The sequence below is a fragment of the Pseudoalteromonas sp. S1727 genome (assembly GCF_005886375.1).
Classification (GTDB): domain Bacteria; phylum Pseudomonadota; class Gammaproteobacteria; order Enterobacterales; family Alteromonadaceae; genus Pseudoalteromonas; species Pseudoalteromonas haloplanktis.
In genome coordinates this window covers 1-18,475 of the sequence record NZ_PNDT01000087.1, presented here as the reverse complement: position 1 = coordinate 18,475, position 18,475 = coordinate 1, and the positions used below count along the sequence as shown (strand labels likewise).

Below are 18,475 nucleotides of genomic sequence, written 5' to 3'. Positions count from 1 at the left end.
TTTTTTTTTTATTTTTATTATTTTTTCTATTATCTATGATCTATCAGCTATCAGCTATCAGAAAATTTATTAGTTAAGCTTATTAAACTCAAGTAGTAATCGAAGGTCACTAGGTTTATTCCAAATAAAGTCATATATGCTTGTAATAATTGAGGGTCGCTAATATCACCACGACCATCGTAATCACTTCTTCATTCCATTGCTTAATACTCATTCTAACGTCCTTGTCACAAATCTATAAGTTCTCTCGGGCAACTGAAAGCTGACGGCTTATAGCTTACAGCTCTTACTTCTTCGTTATCGTCACTTTCGGTTTATCGTAATTCTGATAATCAATGCTGACGATGTAGCTGCCTTTGATCGCTGGGGTGAAGCTGAAGTAATTATAGATGGTATTACAGTCGGCGATGACGGCTTGGCCAAGTACTAATGACTGCCCTGCAGGGTCGACTTCACTGAAGCCACAGTTATAGCCTTCACTAAAATCGGCATCGGCAATTTTAAATTCGTATACTTTACCTGGCGTTGAGAACTTTACATTGGCTTGGTAAATTGCTGGTGCAACTTGCTCAAACTGATATTGTGGCTCTGCATCCCATAAGGTGAAATCGCCGCGTAAGTACATGGTTTTATCAAGCTCTTTGCTAGGCAATACATCGTCAATACTTGGGAGTTGAATTTGACTCGAACATGCAGTTAATAAGCTAACTACCGCAAGCGTTAAAATACGTTTCATAGGTTAACCTCTAATACAAAAAAGCCAGCATAGTTGCTGGCTTTTTAAGCTAAGCTGAACTTACTTCTGTAATACAGAAATATCAGCAATATCTAAAAATAAGCCACTTAATTGACTGAGCAACGCCAAGCGGTTTTGCTTAACAGCTTCATTGTCAGCCATTACCATTACATTATCAAAGAAGTTATCAACACTTTCGCGGATACCTGCTAATTGTGCAAGCGCTTCTTGATAATCGCCGGCGGCATACAGTGGTGCAAGTTCGGTGGCAAATTTAGCAACTTGCGACGCTAATACTTTTTCAGCATCATCGCTCAATAAGCTCTGCTCTACAGTACCTTGGCTGGTAATGTCATTCTTAGCAAGAATATTACTTACACGCTTATTAGCTGCTGCAAGTGCTTCTGCGGCGTCTAATGTACGGAAGTGGCTCACTGCTTTAACACGACGGTCAAAATCAACAGGCTTGGTTGGGCGACGCGCAAGTACAGCTTGAATTACGTCAACCTCAATGCCTTCATCTTGATACCAAGCACGGAAGCGACCTAACATAAACTCAAATACATCTGTTGATACATTTAAGTTAGTAAGCTTATCGCCAAACAGGCTTTGTGACTTAGCAACCAGGTCGAGGATATCTAATGGTAGCTCTTTCTCTACCATGATACGTAACGCACCAATTGCAGCACGACGAAGTGCAAACGGATCTTTATCACCTTTTGGTGCCTGGCCAATGCCAAAAATACCCACCAAGGTGTCAAACTTATCGGCGATTGCAACCGCACAGCTGATCAAGTTTGTTGGTAAGCTGTCGCCTGCAAAGCGTGGCATGTATTGTTCATTTTGCGCAATGGCTACGTCTTCTGCTTCACCATCATGGCGCGCGTAGTGCATGCCCATCACACCCTGAACATCGGTAAATTCCATGACCATTTCGGTCATCAAGTCTGTTTTGCTAAGTAAGCCCGCTCGCTCGGCAAGCGCTTTATCGGCACCTAGTTGCTCAGCAATGTAACCCGCAAGTGCAGCAATACGCTCAGACTTATCTTTTAGCGTACCAAGCTGCTGCTGGAACAATACACTATCAAGCGATTCTAAACGGCTTTCTAAGGTTTTCTTTTTATCAGTTTCAAAGAAGAACTGCGCATCGGCTAAACGTGGACGTACAACTTTTTCGTTACCCGCGATAACTACACTTGGGTTTTTGCTTTCGATATTTGAAACAAACAAAAACTTGTTAAGTAGCTTGCCGTCTTGGTCAAGTAACGGGAAGTATTTTTGGTCATCTTTCATGGTGTAGATCAGCGCTTCAGCTGGTACATCTAAAAAGGCTTCTTCAAATGTCGCCGTCAGTGTCACTGGCCACTCCACTAAAGACGTTACTTCTTCAAGTAAATCTTCATCCATTGCAACCACTGCATCAACAGCTTTGGCTGCGGCTTCAATTTGGCTGCGAATTTGTGCTTTACGAGTCGAGTAATCTGCAATAACGTAGGCCGATTTAAGCACTGAAAATACATCATCAGCATGGTTAATAGTCACTTTTTCTGGGTGATGAAAACGATGACCTTGCAGTTGATTACTAATAGTTTTACCTAGCACCTCACCTTCGATTAGCTTATCGCCAAACAAAATTGTTGCGGTATGAACTGGGCGAATAAATTGTGTTTTATTCGCGCCCCAACGCATTGGTTTAGGAATAGGTAATTTAGCAAGAGCTTTATTGACGACATCATTCAGTAGCGCTGTTGTTTCTTGCCCTGCTACTTTCGCAATATGTAATAGCCATGCACCTTTATCTGTTTCCAGGGTTTGTGCTTCACTCACCTCGATACCGCAACCACGCGCCCAGCCCATTGCCGCTTTTGTCGGGTTACCTTCGCTATCAAATGCAGCTTTTGTTGCAGGACCACGTTTTTCAACTTCTTTATCTTGTTGCTTTGCTGCAAGTGCTGTGACTTGCAAACCTAAGCGACGTGGTGATGCATACCATTTCACACCTTGGTGAGCTAACTCTAAGCTTTCAAGCTCTGAACTAAGGTTTTCTGCAAATGCTTCTGCAAGTTTTCGTAGCGCTTTTGGTGGCAACTCTTCGGTGCCAATTTCTACTAATAAATTTTGTGCTGACATGTTTAATCCTTACAAAGCGGGAAGCCAAGCGCTTCGCGAGCATCATAATAACTTTGTGCACATGCTTTTGATAATGCACGAACACGTAATATATAACGTTGGCGTTCTGTCACTGAGATTGCGTGACGAGCATCCAATAAGTTAAATGCATGCGATGCTTTCATTACTTGCTCGTAGGCAGGTAACGGTAAGCCAGCTTCAATTAGCTTTTGGCTCTCAGCTTCACATTTATCAAACTGTGCAAAAAGGTCTTCAACATTTGCGTGTTCAAAGTTATAAGTCGATTGCTCTACTTCGTTTTGGTGGAAAACATCACCATACGTTACGCGACCCATTGGGCCGTCTGCCCAGACAAGATCGTAAATACTGTCTACGCCTTGAATGTACATAGCTAGGCGCTCTAGTCCATAAGTAATTTCACCAGTTACCGGTGAACACTCTAAACCACCCACTTGCTGGAAATAAGTAAACTGAGTTACTTCCATGCCATTTAGCCAGATCTCCCAACCAAGTCCCCATGCACCTAACGTAGGCGACTCCCAGTTATCTTCTACGAAGCGAACCTCATCCGTAAGGGTATCAATCCCTACTGCCGCTAAAGAGCCTAAATATAGCTCCTGGATGTTATCTGGCGATGGTTTCAATACAACTTGGAACTGATAGTAGTGCTGCAGTCTATTTGGGTTTTCACCATAGCGACCATCGGTAGGACGTCGGCATGGTTGCACGTACGCGCTCGACATCGGCTCTGGGCCAATCGACTTCAAAAATGTTTGTGGATGGAATGTACCCGCGCCAACTTCCATATCAAGTGGCTGAATAATGACACAGCCTTGCTGTGCCCAGTAATCCTGTAAAGCCAGGATCAAACCTTGAAAGGTTTTAACGTCATATTTTTGCATATTTGGCTTTTAGTATCTGCTGTGATGTAGCGTGAAAATTACCCTCAGTATACCTTGTGCGTAGTCATGTTTTAAGCAGTTTGTGCAATTGCAGCCAATAAAAAAGGAGCCATTTGGCTCCTTTTATATAATGCTGTAATTATTATACGTCTAGATTAACAACACGCAGTGCGTTAGTTTCGATAAAGTCACGACGAGGCTCTACTTGGTCACCCATTAAGGTTGCGAATAATTGGTCTGCACCAACTGCATCTTCAATAGTAACCTGTAGCATACGACGAGCTGATGGATCCATGGTTGTTTCCCACAATTGATCAGGGTTCATCTCACCCAGTCCTTTATAGCGTTGGATATAGAGGCCGCGCTTAGATTCAGCGATTAACCATTCCAATGCGTCCACAAAGTTATCAACAGCTAAGGTCTTTTCACCACGTTGGATATAAGCACCTTCGCTTAAGATATTCGCAATATTAGTGCCTGTGACTGCAATACGCTTGTAATCACGAGACGAGATAAAGTCATGGCTTAATACATGCGCTTTGTCCACACCATGCTGGCGTATATTCACTACTGGGTAATATAAGTTACGCTCAGTATCATGCTCTGTTGCAGCAGCAAATATTGTGGCATCTTCATCACGTTTAACTAAATCATCAACAAGATCTTTAGTCCAAGCAATTACTTTTTCTTCATCAGCTAAGTCAGCTTCTGTTAGCTCACTTTGATAAATTAAACGCTCCATCACCGTGTTCGGGTACTTGCGTTTTAAGCGCTCAATAACTTTAACTGTATTTTGATAATCATGAACAATACTTTCAAGCGCTTCACCTTCTAAGGCTGATGCGTCAGCACTAGTGTAAAGAGCTGCGCCATTTAGCGCTAAAGACGTAAGGTAATCTACTAATGCAGGATCATCTTTAATATAACGCTCTTGCTTGCCTTTTTTCACTTTATAAAGCGGAGGCTGAGCAATATAAATATAACCACGCTCGACAATTTCTGGCATTTGACGATAGAAGAAGGTCAATAATAGCGTACGAATATGCGAACCATCGACGTCAGCATCGGTCATGATTATGATGCGATGATAACGTAATTTTTCAGGGTTATACTCATCACGGCCGATACCACAGCCTAATGCTGTAATTAAAGTCGCGACTTCTTGTGAAGAAAGCATTTTATCAAAACGTGCTTTTTCAACGTTTAGAATTTTACCTTTAAGCGGCAAAATCGCCTGATTTTTACGATTACGACCCTGCTTGGCAGAACCGCCAGCTGAGTCACCCTCCACTATGTATAGTTCAGATAGTGCTGGATCTTTTTCTTGGCAGTCAGCAAGCTTACCTGGTAGACCTGCTAAGTCCATCGCACCTTTACGACGTGTCATTTCACGTGCTTTACGAGCGGCTTCACGGGCACGTGCAGCATCGATAATTTTACCGACAACGATTTTCGCATCTAATGGGTTTTCTAATAAAAACTCAGTGAATTTCTCAGCCATTGCTTGTTCTACAGCAGACTTAACTTCACTAGATACTAGCTTATCTTTAGTTTGTGATGAGAACTTAGGATCTGGCACTTTAACACTTACAACCGCAGTTAAGCCTTCGCGAGCATCATCGCCTGTGGCATTACTGGTTGTTTTAGCTTTTTTGTTAAAGCCTTCTTTTTCCATATAAGTGTTTAATGTACGTGTTAGCGCAGATCTAAAACCGGCTAAGTGAGTACCACCATCACGTTGTGGAATATTATTAGTAAAACAGTAAATGTTTTCTTGGAAGGCATCATTCCACTGCATGGATACTTCAACACTAATCCCATCTTCTTCACGCTCGTGGGTAAAGTGGAATACACCTTTATGGACAGGTGTTTTATTTCGGTTTAAGTATTCAACGAAAGCACGAATACCCCCTTCATATTTGAAGTGGTCGCTTTTATTCTCTTCACGCTCATCATTTAAAATGATACTCACTCCTGAATTTAGGAATGATAGTTCACGTAAACGCTTAGCTAAAATATCGTAATGGAAATCAAGATTTGTAAATGTTTCGCCACTTGGCCAAAAGCGTATTTCGGTACCTGTAGTTTCAGAGTCACCAATTACTGCAAGAGGTGCATCTGGCACACCCATAGTGTAAAACTGTTCATGTAACTTGCCTTCACGACGAATAGTTAGCTTTAACTTTTCTGAAAGCGCGTTTACAACTGAAACACCAACACCGTGTAAGCCACCAGATACTTTGTAAGAGTTATCATCAAATTTACCACCGGCATGCAGTACCGTCATGATTACTTCTGCAGCTGAGACGCCTTCTTCTTCATGAATTGAAGTAGGAATCCCACGGCCGTTATCTCTTACAGAAACTGAACCATCTAAATGAATAGTGACATAGATATCATCACAGTGGCCTGCTAAGGCTTCATCAATAGAGTTATCAACGACCTCAAACACCATGTGGTGCAAGCCTGTGCCATCATCGGTGTCCCCTATATACATTCCAGGACGCTTTCTTACTGCGTCTAATCCTTTTAGTACTTTAATACTCGACGAATCGTAATTCTCAGACATGGTTAATCCCACTTATCTTGTTATTAGGTTGCCATGTTTCACGTGGAACATTTGTAGTTCTCGTTGCATGGGTTCCACCACAGCAGAAATACTTTCAGATTCGATCGCAGAGATAAATATTTGAGAGTTGCAGTGCGACAAAAGTTGCCCTACTTTCTCTTTAGTATCTTCCCCTAGCTCTGAAGGTAAATCATCTATTAGCAATATTGATTGCTTTTCTGTCTCTGACTCAATCAAACTATTTTGCGTTACTTTTAACGCATAAAGCAATAGTTTCAATTGGCCGCGTGAAAAGGTATTTTCCACACTGTTGCCAGCGACACTAAAACTGAAATCTGCCTTATGCGGGCCTTTACTAGTAAAACCTTGGCGACTATCGCGCTCAAAACTTTGCTCAAGAGCCTCAGTTAGAGATTCACTCTCTTTCCAACCCGCATGAAAACTTATTTCTAAATCGCGTATAAGCGTTAATTCTGCACACATTTTATCAAAAAACTGCCGCTTAAACCTACTTATATACGCAATTCGTAAATTATTTATTTGTTCTGCCAGTCTAACAAATTCTTTATCCCAAAACTTAATTTGGTCAAAATAATTCTTAGGCTTACTTTTTAATAATGCGTTACGCTGCTTTAAAACTTTATTAAAAGATTGCCACAGGTAAAAAAAGTCTTGTTCCACGTGGAACAACCCTAAATCTAAAAACTTGCGCCGTTCTTTAGGGCCACCAAAAAATAATGAATAACTTTCAGGGGTGATAACTTGCACTGGCATTAACTGAGCAAGCTCAGACACTCGGCGGCTAGACTTACCCTGTATTTTTAATTCAGTCTCGCCGTTTAGTGTTTTACTGATACCGATGGGTATCGATAAATTATAAAGAGACTTGCGTCCGTGAATGGTAAATTTTTCTTTATGATGTTGAATGATGCTTTTGTGTTTTAATGTACGAAAAGACTTGCCATGAGAAAGATAATAAATCGCCTCTAAAAGGCTGGTTTTGCCACTGCCATTTTCACCATAAATTACATTAATACCATTCACCGGCTCTACAGTGATCGCCTCAATATTACGAAAATTATTGAGGCTCAAATGACTTAAACTCATAATGCCTTATAAGCGCATTGGCATAACAACGTACATAGCTTCTTCATCGCCAGCACCTTCTATTAACGCACTACTATTTGAATCAGCAAGTGTAAATAAAACGTCTTCTGTTTTTAATGTATTTAACACATCTAAAACATACGATACGTTAAAACCAATTTCTAAATCATCACCTTGGTAATTAACTTCAACCACTTCTTCAGCTTGTTCTTGCTCTGGGTTATTAGCAGTAATTTTTAACAAACCATTCGATAAGTTTAAGCGTACGCCTCTAAACTTTTCATTTGATAAAATAGATACCCGCTGAAATGCACTACGTAACCACTCACGATTAGCGGTGATCACTTTATCACCACCACGCGGCAACACACGGCGATAGTCAGGGAAACGGCCATCAACCAATTTACTGGTAAAAGTAAACTCAGTATCAATTATACGAATATGATTAGCCCCAAACTGAATGGTCACTAACTCATCGTCAGCAACCATCAAACGCATTATTTCTTGCACACCTTTGCGAGGAATAATCAGCTGGCGCTGGGCACTTAATGACTGTGGTAATTGTTTTTGCGCAATAGCTAAACGGTGACCATCCGTTGCCACCGTTTTAATGTCTGCATTATCAACTTCAAATGACATACCATTTAAGTAATAGCGTACGTCTTGATTTGCCATTGAGAAATGAGTGCTTTCTAATAACTTACGTAGTTCTAAACGTGTCAGCTGAAATTCGACTTCGCCATCCCATTGTTCAAGGTTAGGGAAATCTTCAGCAGCAAGTGTAGTTAATGAAAAGCGACTCTTACCGCTGGTCAATAATAATTGATGATCTTGGCTGCTCAATGTTAAGTCTGAACCGTCTGGTAGACTTTTACAAATATCGAGTAATTTTTTAGCGGGCAAAGTCAATTTAGCATCGGCGGTATCATCGCCAACAAAAACCTTTGCGACAAGTTCAATTTCAAGGTCTGTGCCTGTCATTGAAAGCTCACCGTTTTCAACCTCTAACAAAACGTTAGATAAAATTGGCAAGGTGTGTTTGCGCTCAATTGCACCCGACACTTGCATCAAAGGTTTTAAAAATTGTTCTCTTGATATAGTTATTTGCATAATAAAGTCAGCCCTAAGATGACAATGTTCTTATTAGGTTTTGATAATCTTCTTTCACTTCATGACTTTCATCACGTAGTGATTTAATTTTTCTGCACGCATGTAATACTGTGGTGTGGTCACGGCCACCGAAGGCGTCCCCAATCTCTGGTAAGCTATGGTTGGTAAGCTCTTTAGATAATGCCATGGCAACTTGACGTGGCCTTGCGATAGAGCGGCTACGACGCTTTGATAGCAGATCAGACACTCGAATACGATAATACTCAGCAACAGTACGTTGAATATTGTCTATCGTTACCAACTTATCTTGCAATGCAAGTAAGTCACGTAGTGCTTCTTTTACAAAATCGATAGAGATTGGTCTTCCGGTAAAGTTTGCATTAGCGATTACACGATTAAGTGCGCCTTCTAATTCACGCACATTTGAACGTAATTTCTTTGCGATAAAAAAAGCCACTTCATGAGGTAAATTAATTTTACTCTGCTGGGCTTTTTTCATCAAAATAGCTACGCGCGTTTCGAGCTCTGGCGGCTCAATAGCAATGGTTAAACCCCAACCAAACCGTGATTTAAGGCGATCTTCAACCCCTTCAATTTCTTTTGGGTAACGGTCTGAGGTTAAAATAATCTGCTGGTTACCTTCAAGTAACGCGTTGAAAGTATGGAAAAACTCTTCTTGAGAACGCTCTTTATTAGCAAAAAATTGAATATCATCGATCATTAGCGCATCAACACTGCGGTAATAACGTTTAAATTCTTCAATGGCATTGTTTTGCAGCGCTTTTACCATATCCTGTACAAAGCGCTCTGAATGCATGTAAACAATTTTGGCATCTGGCTTGTTTGCCATAATGCCATTACCAACGGCATGCAGTAAGTGCGTTTTACCTAAACCAGTACCACCGTAAATAAATACAGGGTTAAAAGCTGCACCTGGATTGTCAGCAACTTGTGTAGCCGCAGCTTTTGCTAGCTGGTTAGACTTACCTTCAACAAAACTATCAAAGGTATAGTTTTCTTTGATGTTTGACTTATAACCAGACTTAGGCGCAGGCTCAACGGCAACTTTAGCTTCTTTAGATTGCTGTTTATTAGCAGCAGACTGATTTGTTGGTGTTGATACACTAGCTCCTGATGGTGCAGCTACTTGTGTATTTAAGATGGGCTTACTACCAACATCAAATCTTAACTCTGGTGCTTCATCTTTACATATTTCAACAAGTAACTCATTTATGCGGTTTAAGTACTTTTCTCTGACCCAATCGAGTACAAAACGATTAGGTGCGTAAATCGTCAGGGTATCTTCGGTACTTTCTGCTTGTAGTGGTCTTACCCACATACTGAATTGCTGCGAAGGCAATTCATCTTGCAATACATATAAACAACTTTGCCAAACCGACAGATACACAGTTAAACTCCCAAAGATTTAGTATTTATTCCCGTTCATCTTAAATGATGGAAAATCATACATTTATTACTATTATTTAGGCAATTTATTAACCCAAGACCGAGTATTATGAATGCACTTTATCCACAAGTACAAGATTGATTTTTTTGAAAAATATGATCTCGCCAGAAAAAACAACCAAAACACTGATTTTTAACAATAATTATTTTTAACCAGAAAGCATGATCATAGCAAAAAAGGGCTTGGATCGCGATCAAAATATGTGATCTATTTTAGTTACCCCAAGCTTTTATGCACTTTCTATACAGTGCCTGTGGAAAACTTCTTAAATATAAGGATCCTAGCAGATCCCACAACACCATCTATTAGTCCTTCTCTATTATAAATGCGATTATGGTTGACTTTAAGGTGCTTCATCGATAATATCTCGCGCTCGCAATGGCACCTGTGCCAGGATCGCGACCTGCATAGGATGTTTTAACCTTTAACCGATCGGATGGAATTGTTATGAAAAGAACTTTTCAACCTAGCGTTTTAAAACGCAAACGTGCTCACGGTTTCCGTGCTCGCATGGCAACTGTAAATGGCCGTAAAGTATTAGCTCGTCGCCGCGCTAAAGGCCGTAAAGTTCTTTCTGCTTAATATATAAGTGGAAGACTTTAACTTTGGCAGGGAGTTACGTCTGTTAACTCCCTCGCATTACTCTCGTATCTTTAATGAACCCGCTCGGGCCGCAACTCCTTTCTTTACCTTATTAGCAAAACCGAATGACCAAGCAAAACCTCGCTTAGGACTGACTGTCGCTAAAAAACGAGTTAAAAAAGCTTGCCAACGAAATCGTATTAAACGTCTTGCTCGCGAAAGTTTTCGTTTAAATCAACACACCATTGATAATATAGATATTGTACTAATGGTTAAAAGCGGCATTGATGAACAATCAAATGAAGAGCTAACCAAACAACTCACTAAATTGTGGCGTAAAATTAACGAGCGCTGTAAACCTGGTGCGCCTAAACCACCACCTTTTAAAAAACGCCCTAACAAATCGGCGAAATCCAATAAACAAAGCCAATAGCAATAGAATTATAGGGTTAATTAAGGTATCTTTAGCTCACCTTTTAATCATGCATTTAAAATTCCGCTTTGGGTGTTTAAATTCATGGTATCAACCCACTAAATCTACACAGAGGATAGAACATCATGAGGTTACTTAAACCACTTGTTGCTTTTCCAAAGTTATGTTTAGTGTTATTAATTCGCGGTTATCAAAAGTGGATTAGCCCACTGTTAGGCCCGCATTGTCGTTTTAATCCTACTTGCTCAAGTTATGCTATTCAGGCAATTAATTTGCACGGATCAGTAAAAGGCAGTTGGTTAGCGCTCAAACGCATATTAAAATGTCACCCTTTACATTCAGGCGGAGACGACCCCGTACCTGAAAAAACAACCCATATTAACCACCAACACGAGAAATAAGAGCTGTTATGGAATCGCAACGCACGTTTTTATTCATCGGTTTGATGCTTGTATCGTTTTTATTGTTCCAAGAGTGGAACAACGACTACAACGCACCAAAAGCCGATCCTAGTGCCAACACACAAACACTACAAACTAACTCACCTGATTCTGATGATTATATACCGTCATCAACAGATGGTGATTTACCAACTGCAGCAACCAGTGCAAAGCGTTCAGTGATTGACATCACGACAGACGTATTCACTGTAAAAATTGATACCCGCGGTGGTGATATTGTTGAAGCCGACTTACTCCAATACGAAGATAAAAAAGGTAGTGAAATACCTTATATGTTACTGGGTGAGTTTGATGGTAATCAATACTTCTCACAAAGTGGCTTAATCGGCTTAAACGGACCAGATGCATCAGCAGAGGGTCGCCCAGTTTATAGCACTGCACAAAAAAGCTTTACCTTAAACGGTGATGAACTTCGTGTTCCTTTAACCTTCACTGATAGCAAGGGTGTTACTTTTACCAAAACCTATGTATTCAAAAAAGGCCAATACGATGTGGCTTTAGAGTACACAGTAAACAACACCACAGCCGAGCCAATCCAAGTACAGCTTTACACTCAAGTAAAACGCACAGTGCAAGAAAAAGGCGGCTTAGTTGATCAAACTTACTTAGGTGCGGCTTACGGCTCTAGCGAAGAAAAGTACGATAAGTACAGCTTTTCTGACATGGCTGATAAAAACCTAAATATTAATACACAAGGTGGTTATATAGCTTTTATTCAACACTACTTTGTAAGTGCTTGGGTACCTTCTCAAGATCAGCAAAATACACTTTACAGTTTAATTGCTAAAGGCAACGCTGCAATTATTGGTGCAAAGGGTGAGCCGGTAAATATTCAAGCTAACCAACAAGCTACTATTGGTGCTACTTACTACATGGGCCCGAAAGAGTCTGATAAACTAGCTGCACTTCACCCTAACCTAGATTTAACCGTTGATTACGGTTGGTTATGGTTCATCTCACAGCCTTTATTTGTGCTGTTAAAGTGGTTACACGGCATCTTAGGTAACTGGGGTTTGGCGATCATTGCTATCACCATAATCATTAAAACATTAATGTACCCACTAACGAAAGCGCAATACACGTCAATGGCGAAGATGCGTGCCCTACAACCAAAAATGGCTGCACTAAAAGAAAAGTATGGTGATGACCGTCAAAAATTCGGTCAGGCAACGATGGAAATGTACCGCAAAGAAAAAGTTAACCCAATGGGTGGTTGTTTCCCTATTTTGCTACAAATGCCAATCTTCTTAGCGCTGTTCTATGTATTCTTAGAATCAACTGAGTTACGCCATGCTGAGTTTGTCTTATGGTTAACAGACTTATCTGCGCAAGACCCATACTATGTATTACCAATTTTATTTGGTGCGAGTATGTTTATAACGCAAAAACTACAACCAATGACGGTCACCGATCCAATGCAACAAAAGATGATGACTTACATGCCAGTTATCTTCTCTGTGTTCTTCTTATGGTTCCCGTCTGGCCTAGTACTTTACTGGTTAGTGTCTAACCTAATTTCAATCGCACAAATGTTAATCATTTACCGTGGTATGGAAAAACAAGGAATAAAAGTGAGGGGCTAGTAGCTCTTTTACTTAGAAAAAGGCGACTTAGGTCGCCTTTTTTATTGGCTGTTTTTAACCACAGCTATTCGCTACAAATAGCTGCATAGGTTACAATACGCACATACCATTATTCATTAAATTGGCAAATTATTAGCATGATCAATCAAGATACAATTGCAGCACAAGCAACCGCGCCAGGGCGTGGTGGTGTTGGTATTATTCGCGTTTCAGGTAACTTAGCAAAAAGTGTTGCAGAGCAAATAATTGGTCGTTGCCCTAAAGTACGCTACGCCGATTACGTGCCATTTAATAGTCTTGCTGGCGAACAACTTGATCAAGGTATTGCTATTTTCTTTGCAGGCCCTAACTCATTTACTGGTGAAGACGTACTAGAACTACAAGGTCACGGCGGCCCTGTTGTACTTGATATGCTATTGAAAGAAATAAGCCAAATAGATGGCGTACGACTTGCCAAGCCAGGTGAGTTTTCAGAGCGCGCCTTTATGAACGATAAAATGGATTTAACCCAAGCAGAAGCGATTGCCGATTTAATTAACGCAACCAGTGAACAAGCAGCTAAAAGCGCCTTACAATCGCTACAAGGTGAGTTTTCTAAGCATATTGAGACCCTAGTCGAAAAAGTAATCCACTTACGTATGTACGTAGAAGCAGCTATTGATTTTCCTGATGAAGAAATCGATTTTCTATCAGACGGTAAAGTTGCTGGTGATTTAGACGCAATAATAGAGCAGCTTTACAATGTCACCAATCAAGCCAAACAAGGCAGTATCATGCGCGAAGGTATGCGCGTTGTTATTGCTGGTCGCCCAAATGCAGGTAAATCGAGTTTACTTAACGCGCTCGCCGGCAGAGAAGCTGCCATTGTAACCGAAATTGCCGGCACAACGCGTGATGTACTACGAGAGCATATTCATATTGATGGTATGCCGCTGCACATTATTGATACTGCGGGTTTACGTGAAAGCCCAGACCGAGTTGAACAGATAGGCATTGAACGTGCGTGGGATGAGATAAAGCAAGCTGATCGGGTGCTATTTATGCTCGACGGTACAGATACTACAGACACGGACCCGCATGCTATTTGGCCGGAGTTTATGGCTAAACTTCCTGAAGGAATGGGGGTTACTGTGATCAGAAATAAGGCCGATTTATCTGGTGATGAAGTAGGTATGAGCGAAAACCAGCAATACCCGGTGATAAGTTTAAGCGCTAAAAATGCTGATGGTATAGAGTTAGTTCGTACTCACTTAAAGGCTTGTATTGGTTTTCAAGGGGCTACTGAAGGCGGCTTTATGGCACGTCGTCGCCACTTAGATGCTCTCGATAGTGCAGCCCATCATTTACACACAGGTAAAGACCAATTAGAAATGCATATTGCAGGTGAAATTCTTGCCGAAGAACTGCGCTTAACGCAGCACTACCTCAATGAAATTACCGGCGAATTTACCTCTGACGACTTACTAGGTAAGATCTTTAGTTCGTTCTGTATCGGTAAATAACACTTTTTATCAAAGGCGCAGCTCATCTGCGCCTGCTCCAACTCACCCAATTCAACCTTCTCAAACTGGCTTTAATGTATCGTTACGGGTACAATAAAGCACCTTAAAAGCTGATAATAATTCACACTTTACCATTTCTATCTCTCTTGACCTATCCACTAAACTGGTGAATAGTAAGCTATAGAGATATATCAGTATTTTCCATGAATTTTTAGCAAAATAAACTAAACTCATTGTTTTAACTATGATGCGGTCACTTTAGTTAAAACACATAAGAAAAATGACTGACTTATAAATAAAATTAAATACTGCTGCGACACATTATTAAATTGCGACTCTTTACAGGATTAAGGTTTCACCAATGGATATAGCAAAACAAGATATAGCTGCCATCGTTCAAATTTCTGGCCAAACATGGGTAATTACCAACTCTGGACAATGGATTCTAGCGCAAGAGGTAACAAGCTCCCTTGCTGATATTGAAGTCATCACCTTAACCGCAGAGCAAATAGATTTAAACGCAGAGCAACCCCAAGTACTTGTAAATGGTCAATGGTTAACTCTCCCCTCACAAGTCATTACTTCTATAACAACAATAAACGAAAACAACCAACCGCCAACCGAACAACAACCTACAAATCAACAAAGTGCAAACGAAGGCCAACAAGGTAATAACTTCTTTTATCAATTTATTCAGCGAAGTGCGGATTCTATTGTCCCTGAGTCAGGCTTTGATACAACTGGCGCGATTAATACCGATGATGAGAACAGCCCCTTAACTGGCGGTAATGATGGAGATAATGGCGGTGAGATTCTGTTACCTGAATTATCAATTACCATTGCAGATGGTGGTGATGAATGGGTCAATCAATTTGAAACTCCTAGCACAGATTTATTTGGTAAAGCCCTGTATGCTAATGATGGCCAAAGCTTAACAGTGACACTCACCGATATTAATGGAAAAACGGTCACTTTAACGACTACTGCACAAAACCAAGCATGGCAAATTAACGATATTGATTTAAGTATGTTTGCTGAAGGGCAAATTATTGCAGATATCCAGCTTACCACCCCCTTCAATAATGCCGATATTAATGCTCAAGATACGAGTGTTAAAGATACCCTTGCTGAGATCAGCTTATCTGTCCAAAAAGTAGAGAAAACTGCGGATAATATATTAGTTGTGTCTTTTTCCGGTGATGTAACCAATATTCAAGATGGCCAACCTGTTACTGTGCAGCTATTTTTCCCAGACGGCACCCTCATTACCAGCGCAGAAACAACCGTTATTGATGGGCAATGGAGTTTGGAGAACATCAGCACAGCCCCGCTTCTTGATGGCAATTATTTAGTAACTGTTACCAGTAACGATTTAGCGGGCAACCCAGCTACGGCTGAGCGCTTTGTGTTTAAAGATACTTTGGCAGAGATCACTGTTAATGTACTAGAAAATTGCAGCACAGAAGGTGAGACCTACGATGTTGTTGGCACAGTCAACGATGTAGAGGATGGTAATATAGTCACTCTCGTTTTAACCGATAGCAATGGCACAAGTAAGACCTTTCAAACCACAGTGCAAAACGGCGCTTATGCATTAATTGATGCCGATATGAGTGGCTTAGCTGATGGTTCTATCACTGTTACAGCAACAGTGAGTGACTTCTCAGATAACCAAGCAAGCGCCAACACTGACTTTATTTATGACTCTCTAGCTCTATTAACAATTAATATTAATGATACCGATGATAGCGTTATAAACGCCGCTGAAGATAACAATGTGTCAATATCTGGCACGGCGGTAGGCATAGAAAATGGCCAAACTGTGTTTATTACCTTAACTGATGTTAATGGTAATACCTTAGAGCTTAGCGCGACAGTAAGTAATGAAGCATGGCTGCTCAACAATGTTGATATTTCAAGTTTAGATAACGGCACAATAACGGCGACCGCAAATAGCACAGATTTAAATTGTAACCCAGCTACTGCAATTGACACAGCCGAGCATGATAAACTCGCTGAAATCACTGTAAATACCACAACTACACTCGCAAGCAACGGCTTACTGTATAATTTTAACGGCACTGTTATCGATATTGAAGATGGTAATGCGGTAACACTCACAATCACTGATAGAAACGGCCAAAACCAGGTTTTAACTGCCGTTATAATCAATGGCAGCTATAGTGTACAAGGCGTTGAACTGACGCTTGCCGATGGCCCACTTTCGATCACTGTAAACAGCCAAGATGACGCTGGAAACCCTGCCACTGCAAAGCAACAAGTTGACTTTGATAACAGCGCAAGTATTACAGTTAATATTGATACCGGCGGTGACGCTATCGTAAACTTAGCTGAGTCATCTAACCGAACATTATTTGGTGATGTTACTGATGTTGAAGATGGCCAAATGGTCACAGTTACAGTAACCGACGACAATGGCATTAGCCTTACTTTTACTACACAAGTAAACAATGGCAGTTGGCAAGTCGATAACGCTGATTTAGCAACTCTTGCCGATGGCACATTAATCATTACTAGCAGCGTTACTGATTTAAGTAATAACACAGCACAAGCAAGTACCACCACCACAAAAGACACACAAGCAAGTGTTACCATACACATTGATTCTGGTAGTGATGAGTTGCTTAATAAAGAAGAAGTTCTCGCTACAAGTATTACAGGAACAGCGACCGCTATTGAAGATGGTCAATTTGTTCTAGTAACTGTTACTGATAGCCAAAACAAGCAATTAAGCTTTAGAGCAGAGATAATCAATGGCAGTTGGTCACTAACTGATTTAGATCTCAGCAGTTTAGCTGAAGGGCCTATCAATGCCGTTGCAACTGTAAGTGACTTAGCAGGAAATTCAGCAACCGCAACCGATATAGCGTTCAAAGATACGCAATCAAACATCACTGTTGAAGTTGCTGAGCAATGCCATGATGGTGTTGAAATAATCGATTTACTTGGTACTGTTGAGAATGTTGAAGATGGCGCACCAGTAGTGCTGATCATCACCGATAGTGAAGGTAATACCCTGCGTTTTGATACCACCAGTAATAACGGAGCTTGGGCATATACAGGTGCCGATTTAACTGGATTAATCGATGGCGACTTAAACATTCGTGCCTACACCACAGATCTCAGTGGCAATATTGTTTCAACCGATATCAGTTATGTAAAAGACACTATCGCGCAAATCACCATAGACGTAGATACAGGTACTGATGAAGTAATTAATAGTACAGAAACCCCAGCAACGAGCATTTCTGGTACTGTTACTAATGTTGAGGATGGCCAAACAGTAACCGTTTCTGTAAAAGATATTAACGGTAAAATCGTTACCTTTAGCGCCACAGTTTTGGCTGGAGAGTGGCTAGTTGCCGATGCCGATTTAAGTATTTTAGCGCAAGGTCAACTTACCTTCTCGGCAACCGTTAAAGATTTAAGCTGTAATACTGCAACAGCAACCGCAGATCATATTAAAGATACACTCGCCGAAGTAACGATTGTTGTTGAATCAAATGGTGATAACTTAATCAACAGCAATGAAGTCAATGCCGTTACGCTTTATGGTGAGGCGACTCACATAGAAGATGGTCAATTAGTCACTATTACCGTTACGGATTCAGCGGGTATCAGCCAACAATTCACCACAACCGTGATGAATCAACAGTGGCAATTGGCGGATCTTGATTTTACCAGCTTTGCCGAAGGTAAATTAGACTTTACCGTAACGGCTAACGACCTAGCAGGTAACTCAGCCAGCAATACAACTGATGTCTTTAAAGATACCTTATCCACCATTTCGATGCAGATCCAAACTAATGGTGATGACATTCTCAATGAGTTAGAAGTCAACCCAGCTATATTTGGTGGGGTTGCAAATGAT

At 40.8% G+C, this 18,475-nt stretch carries 13 protein-coding genes; 6 read left to right on the top strand and 7 right to left on the bottom strand.

Annotation, left to right across the window (positions count from 1 at the left end; genetic code table 11):
• Positions 1-286: 286 nt before the first annotated feature.
• The 7 genes from CWB85_RS17230 to dnaA form a co-directional block, all read right to left on the bottom strand.
• Positions 287-736: an early set domain-containing protein gene (locus tag CWB85_RS17230; RefSeq protein WP_138555542.1), complete on the bottom strand. Its 450-nt coding sequence runs from the start codon at positions 734-736 to the stop codon at positions 287-289.
• Positions 737-796: 60 nt separating this feature from the next.
• Entirely contained in the window at positions 797-2,866 is a 2,070-nt protein-coding gene (gene glyS, locus CWB85_RS17225) for a glycine--tRNA ligase subunit beta (RefSeq protein ID WP_016710418.1), read from the bottom strand.
• A 2-nt stretch (positions 2,867-2,868) separates the two neighbouring features.
• Positions 2,869-3,768 (bottom strand): glycine--tRNA ligase subunit alpha, encoded by a 900-nt coding sequence (gene glyQ, locus CWB85_RS17220; RefSeq protein ID WP_016710419.1) that lies wholly within the window; start codon positions 3,766-3,768, stop codon positions 2,869-2,871.
• 142 nt (positions 3,769-3,910) lie between these two features.
• Complete coding sequence (gyrB, locus tag CWB85_RS17215; protein ID WP_016710420.1) at positions 3,911-6,337, bottom strand: DNA topoisomerase (ATP-hydrolyzing) subunit B; 2,427 nt, start codon at positions 6,335-6,337, stop codon at positions 3,911-3,913.
• Positions 6,338-6,349: 12 nt separating this feature from the next.
• Positions 6,350-7,444 carry a DNA replication/repair protein RecF gene (recF, locus tag CWB85_RS17210; RefSeq protein WP_138555541.1) on the bottom strand — a complete coding sequence of 365 codons (1,095 nt, stop codon included), beginning with the start codon at positions 7,442-7,444 and terminating at the stop codon, positions 6,350-6,352.
• Between the two features lie 6 nt (positions 7,445-7,450).
• On the bottom strand, positions 7,451-8,554 hold the full coding sequence (gene dnaN, locus CWB85_RS17205; protein WP_138555540.1) for a DNA polymerase III subunit beta: 1,104 nt from the start codon (positions 8,552-8,554) through the stop codon (positions 7,451-7,453).
• A gap of 13 nt (positions 8,555-8,567) precedes the next feature.
• A complete protein-coding gene (gene dnaA / locus CWB85_RS17200; RefSeq protein WP_029216280.1) occupies positions 8,568-9,962 on the bottom strand; it encodes a chromosomal replication initiator protein DnaA in 1,395 nt (464 codons plus the stop codon).
• 507 nt (positions 9,963-10,469) lie between these two features.
• Between dnaA and rpmH the strand changes: the two genes are divergently transcribed.
• From rpmH to CWB85_RS17170, 6 genes are all read left to right on the top strand, one after another.
• A complete protein-coding gene (gene rpmH / locus CWB85_RS17195) occupies positions 10,470-10,604 on the top strand; it encodes a 50S ribosomal protein L34 (protein WP_004335215.1) in 135 nt (44 codons plus the stop codon).
• Positions 10,605-10,611: 7 nt separating this feature from the next.
• Positions 10,612-11,037, top strand: a complete 426-nt coding sequence (gene rnpA, locus CWB85_RS17190) for a ribonuclease P protein component (protein ID WP_016710423.1) — start codon at positions 10,612-10,614, stop codon at positions 11,035-11,037.
• Positions 11,038-11,162: 125 nt separating this feature from the next.
• Positions 11,163-11,438 (top strand): membrane protein insertion efficiency factor YidD, encoded by a 276-nt coding sequence (gene yidD, locus CWB85_RS17185; RefSeq protein WP_016710424.1) that lies wholly within the window; start codon positions 11,163-11,165, stop codon positions 11,436-11,438.
• A gap of 8 nt (positions 11,439-11,446) precedes the next feature.
• Positions 11,447-13,081 carry a membrane protein insertase YidC gene (gene yidC / locus CWB85_RS17180; RefSeq protein WP_016710425.1) on the top strand — a complete coding sequence of 545 codons (1,635 nt, stop codon included), beginning with the start codon at positions 11,447-11,449 and terminating at the stop codon, positions 13,079-13,081.
• Between the two features lie 137 nt (positions 13,082-13,218).
• Positions 13,219-14,583, top strand: coding sequence for a tRNA uridine-5-carboxymethylaminomethyl(34) synthesis GTPase MnmE (gene mnmE / locus CWB85_RS17175; protein WP_138555539.1), 1,365 nt, complete (start codon positions 13,219-13,221; stop codon positions 14,581-14,583).
• A 361-nt stretch (positions 14,584-14,944) separates the two neighbouring features.
• The coding region (locus tag CWB85_RS17170) for a beta strand repeat-containing protein (protein ID WP_249314904.1) at positions 14,945-18,475 on the top strand (3,531 nt) is incomplete at its 3' end.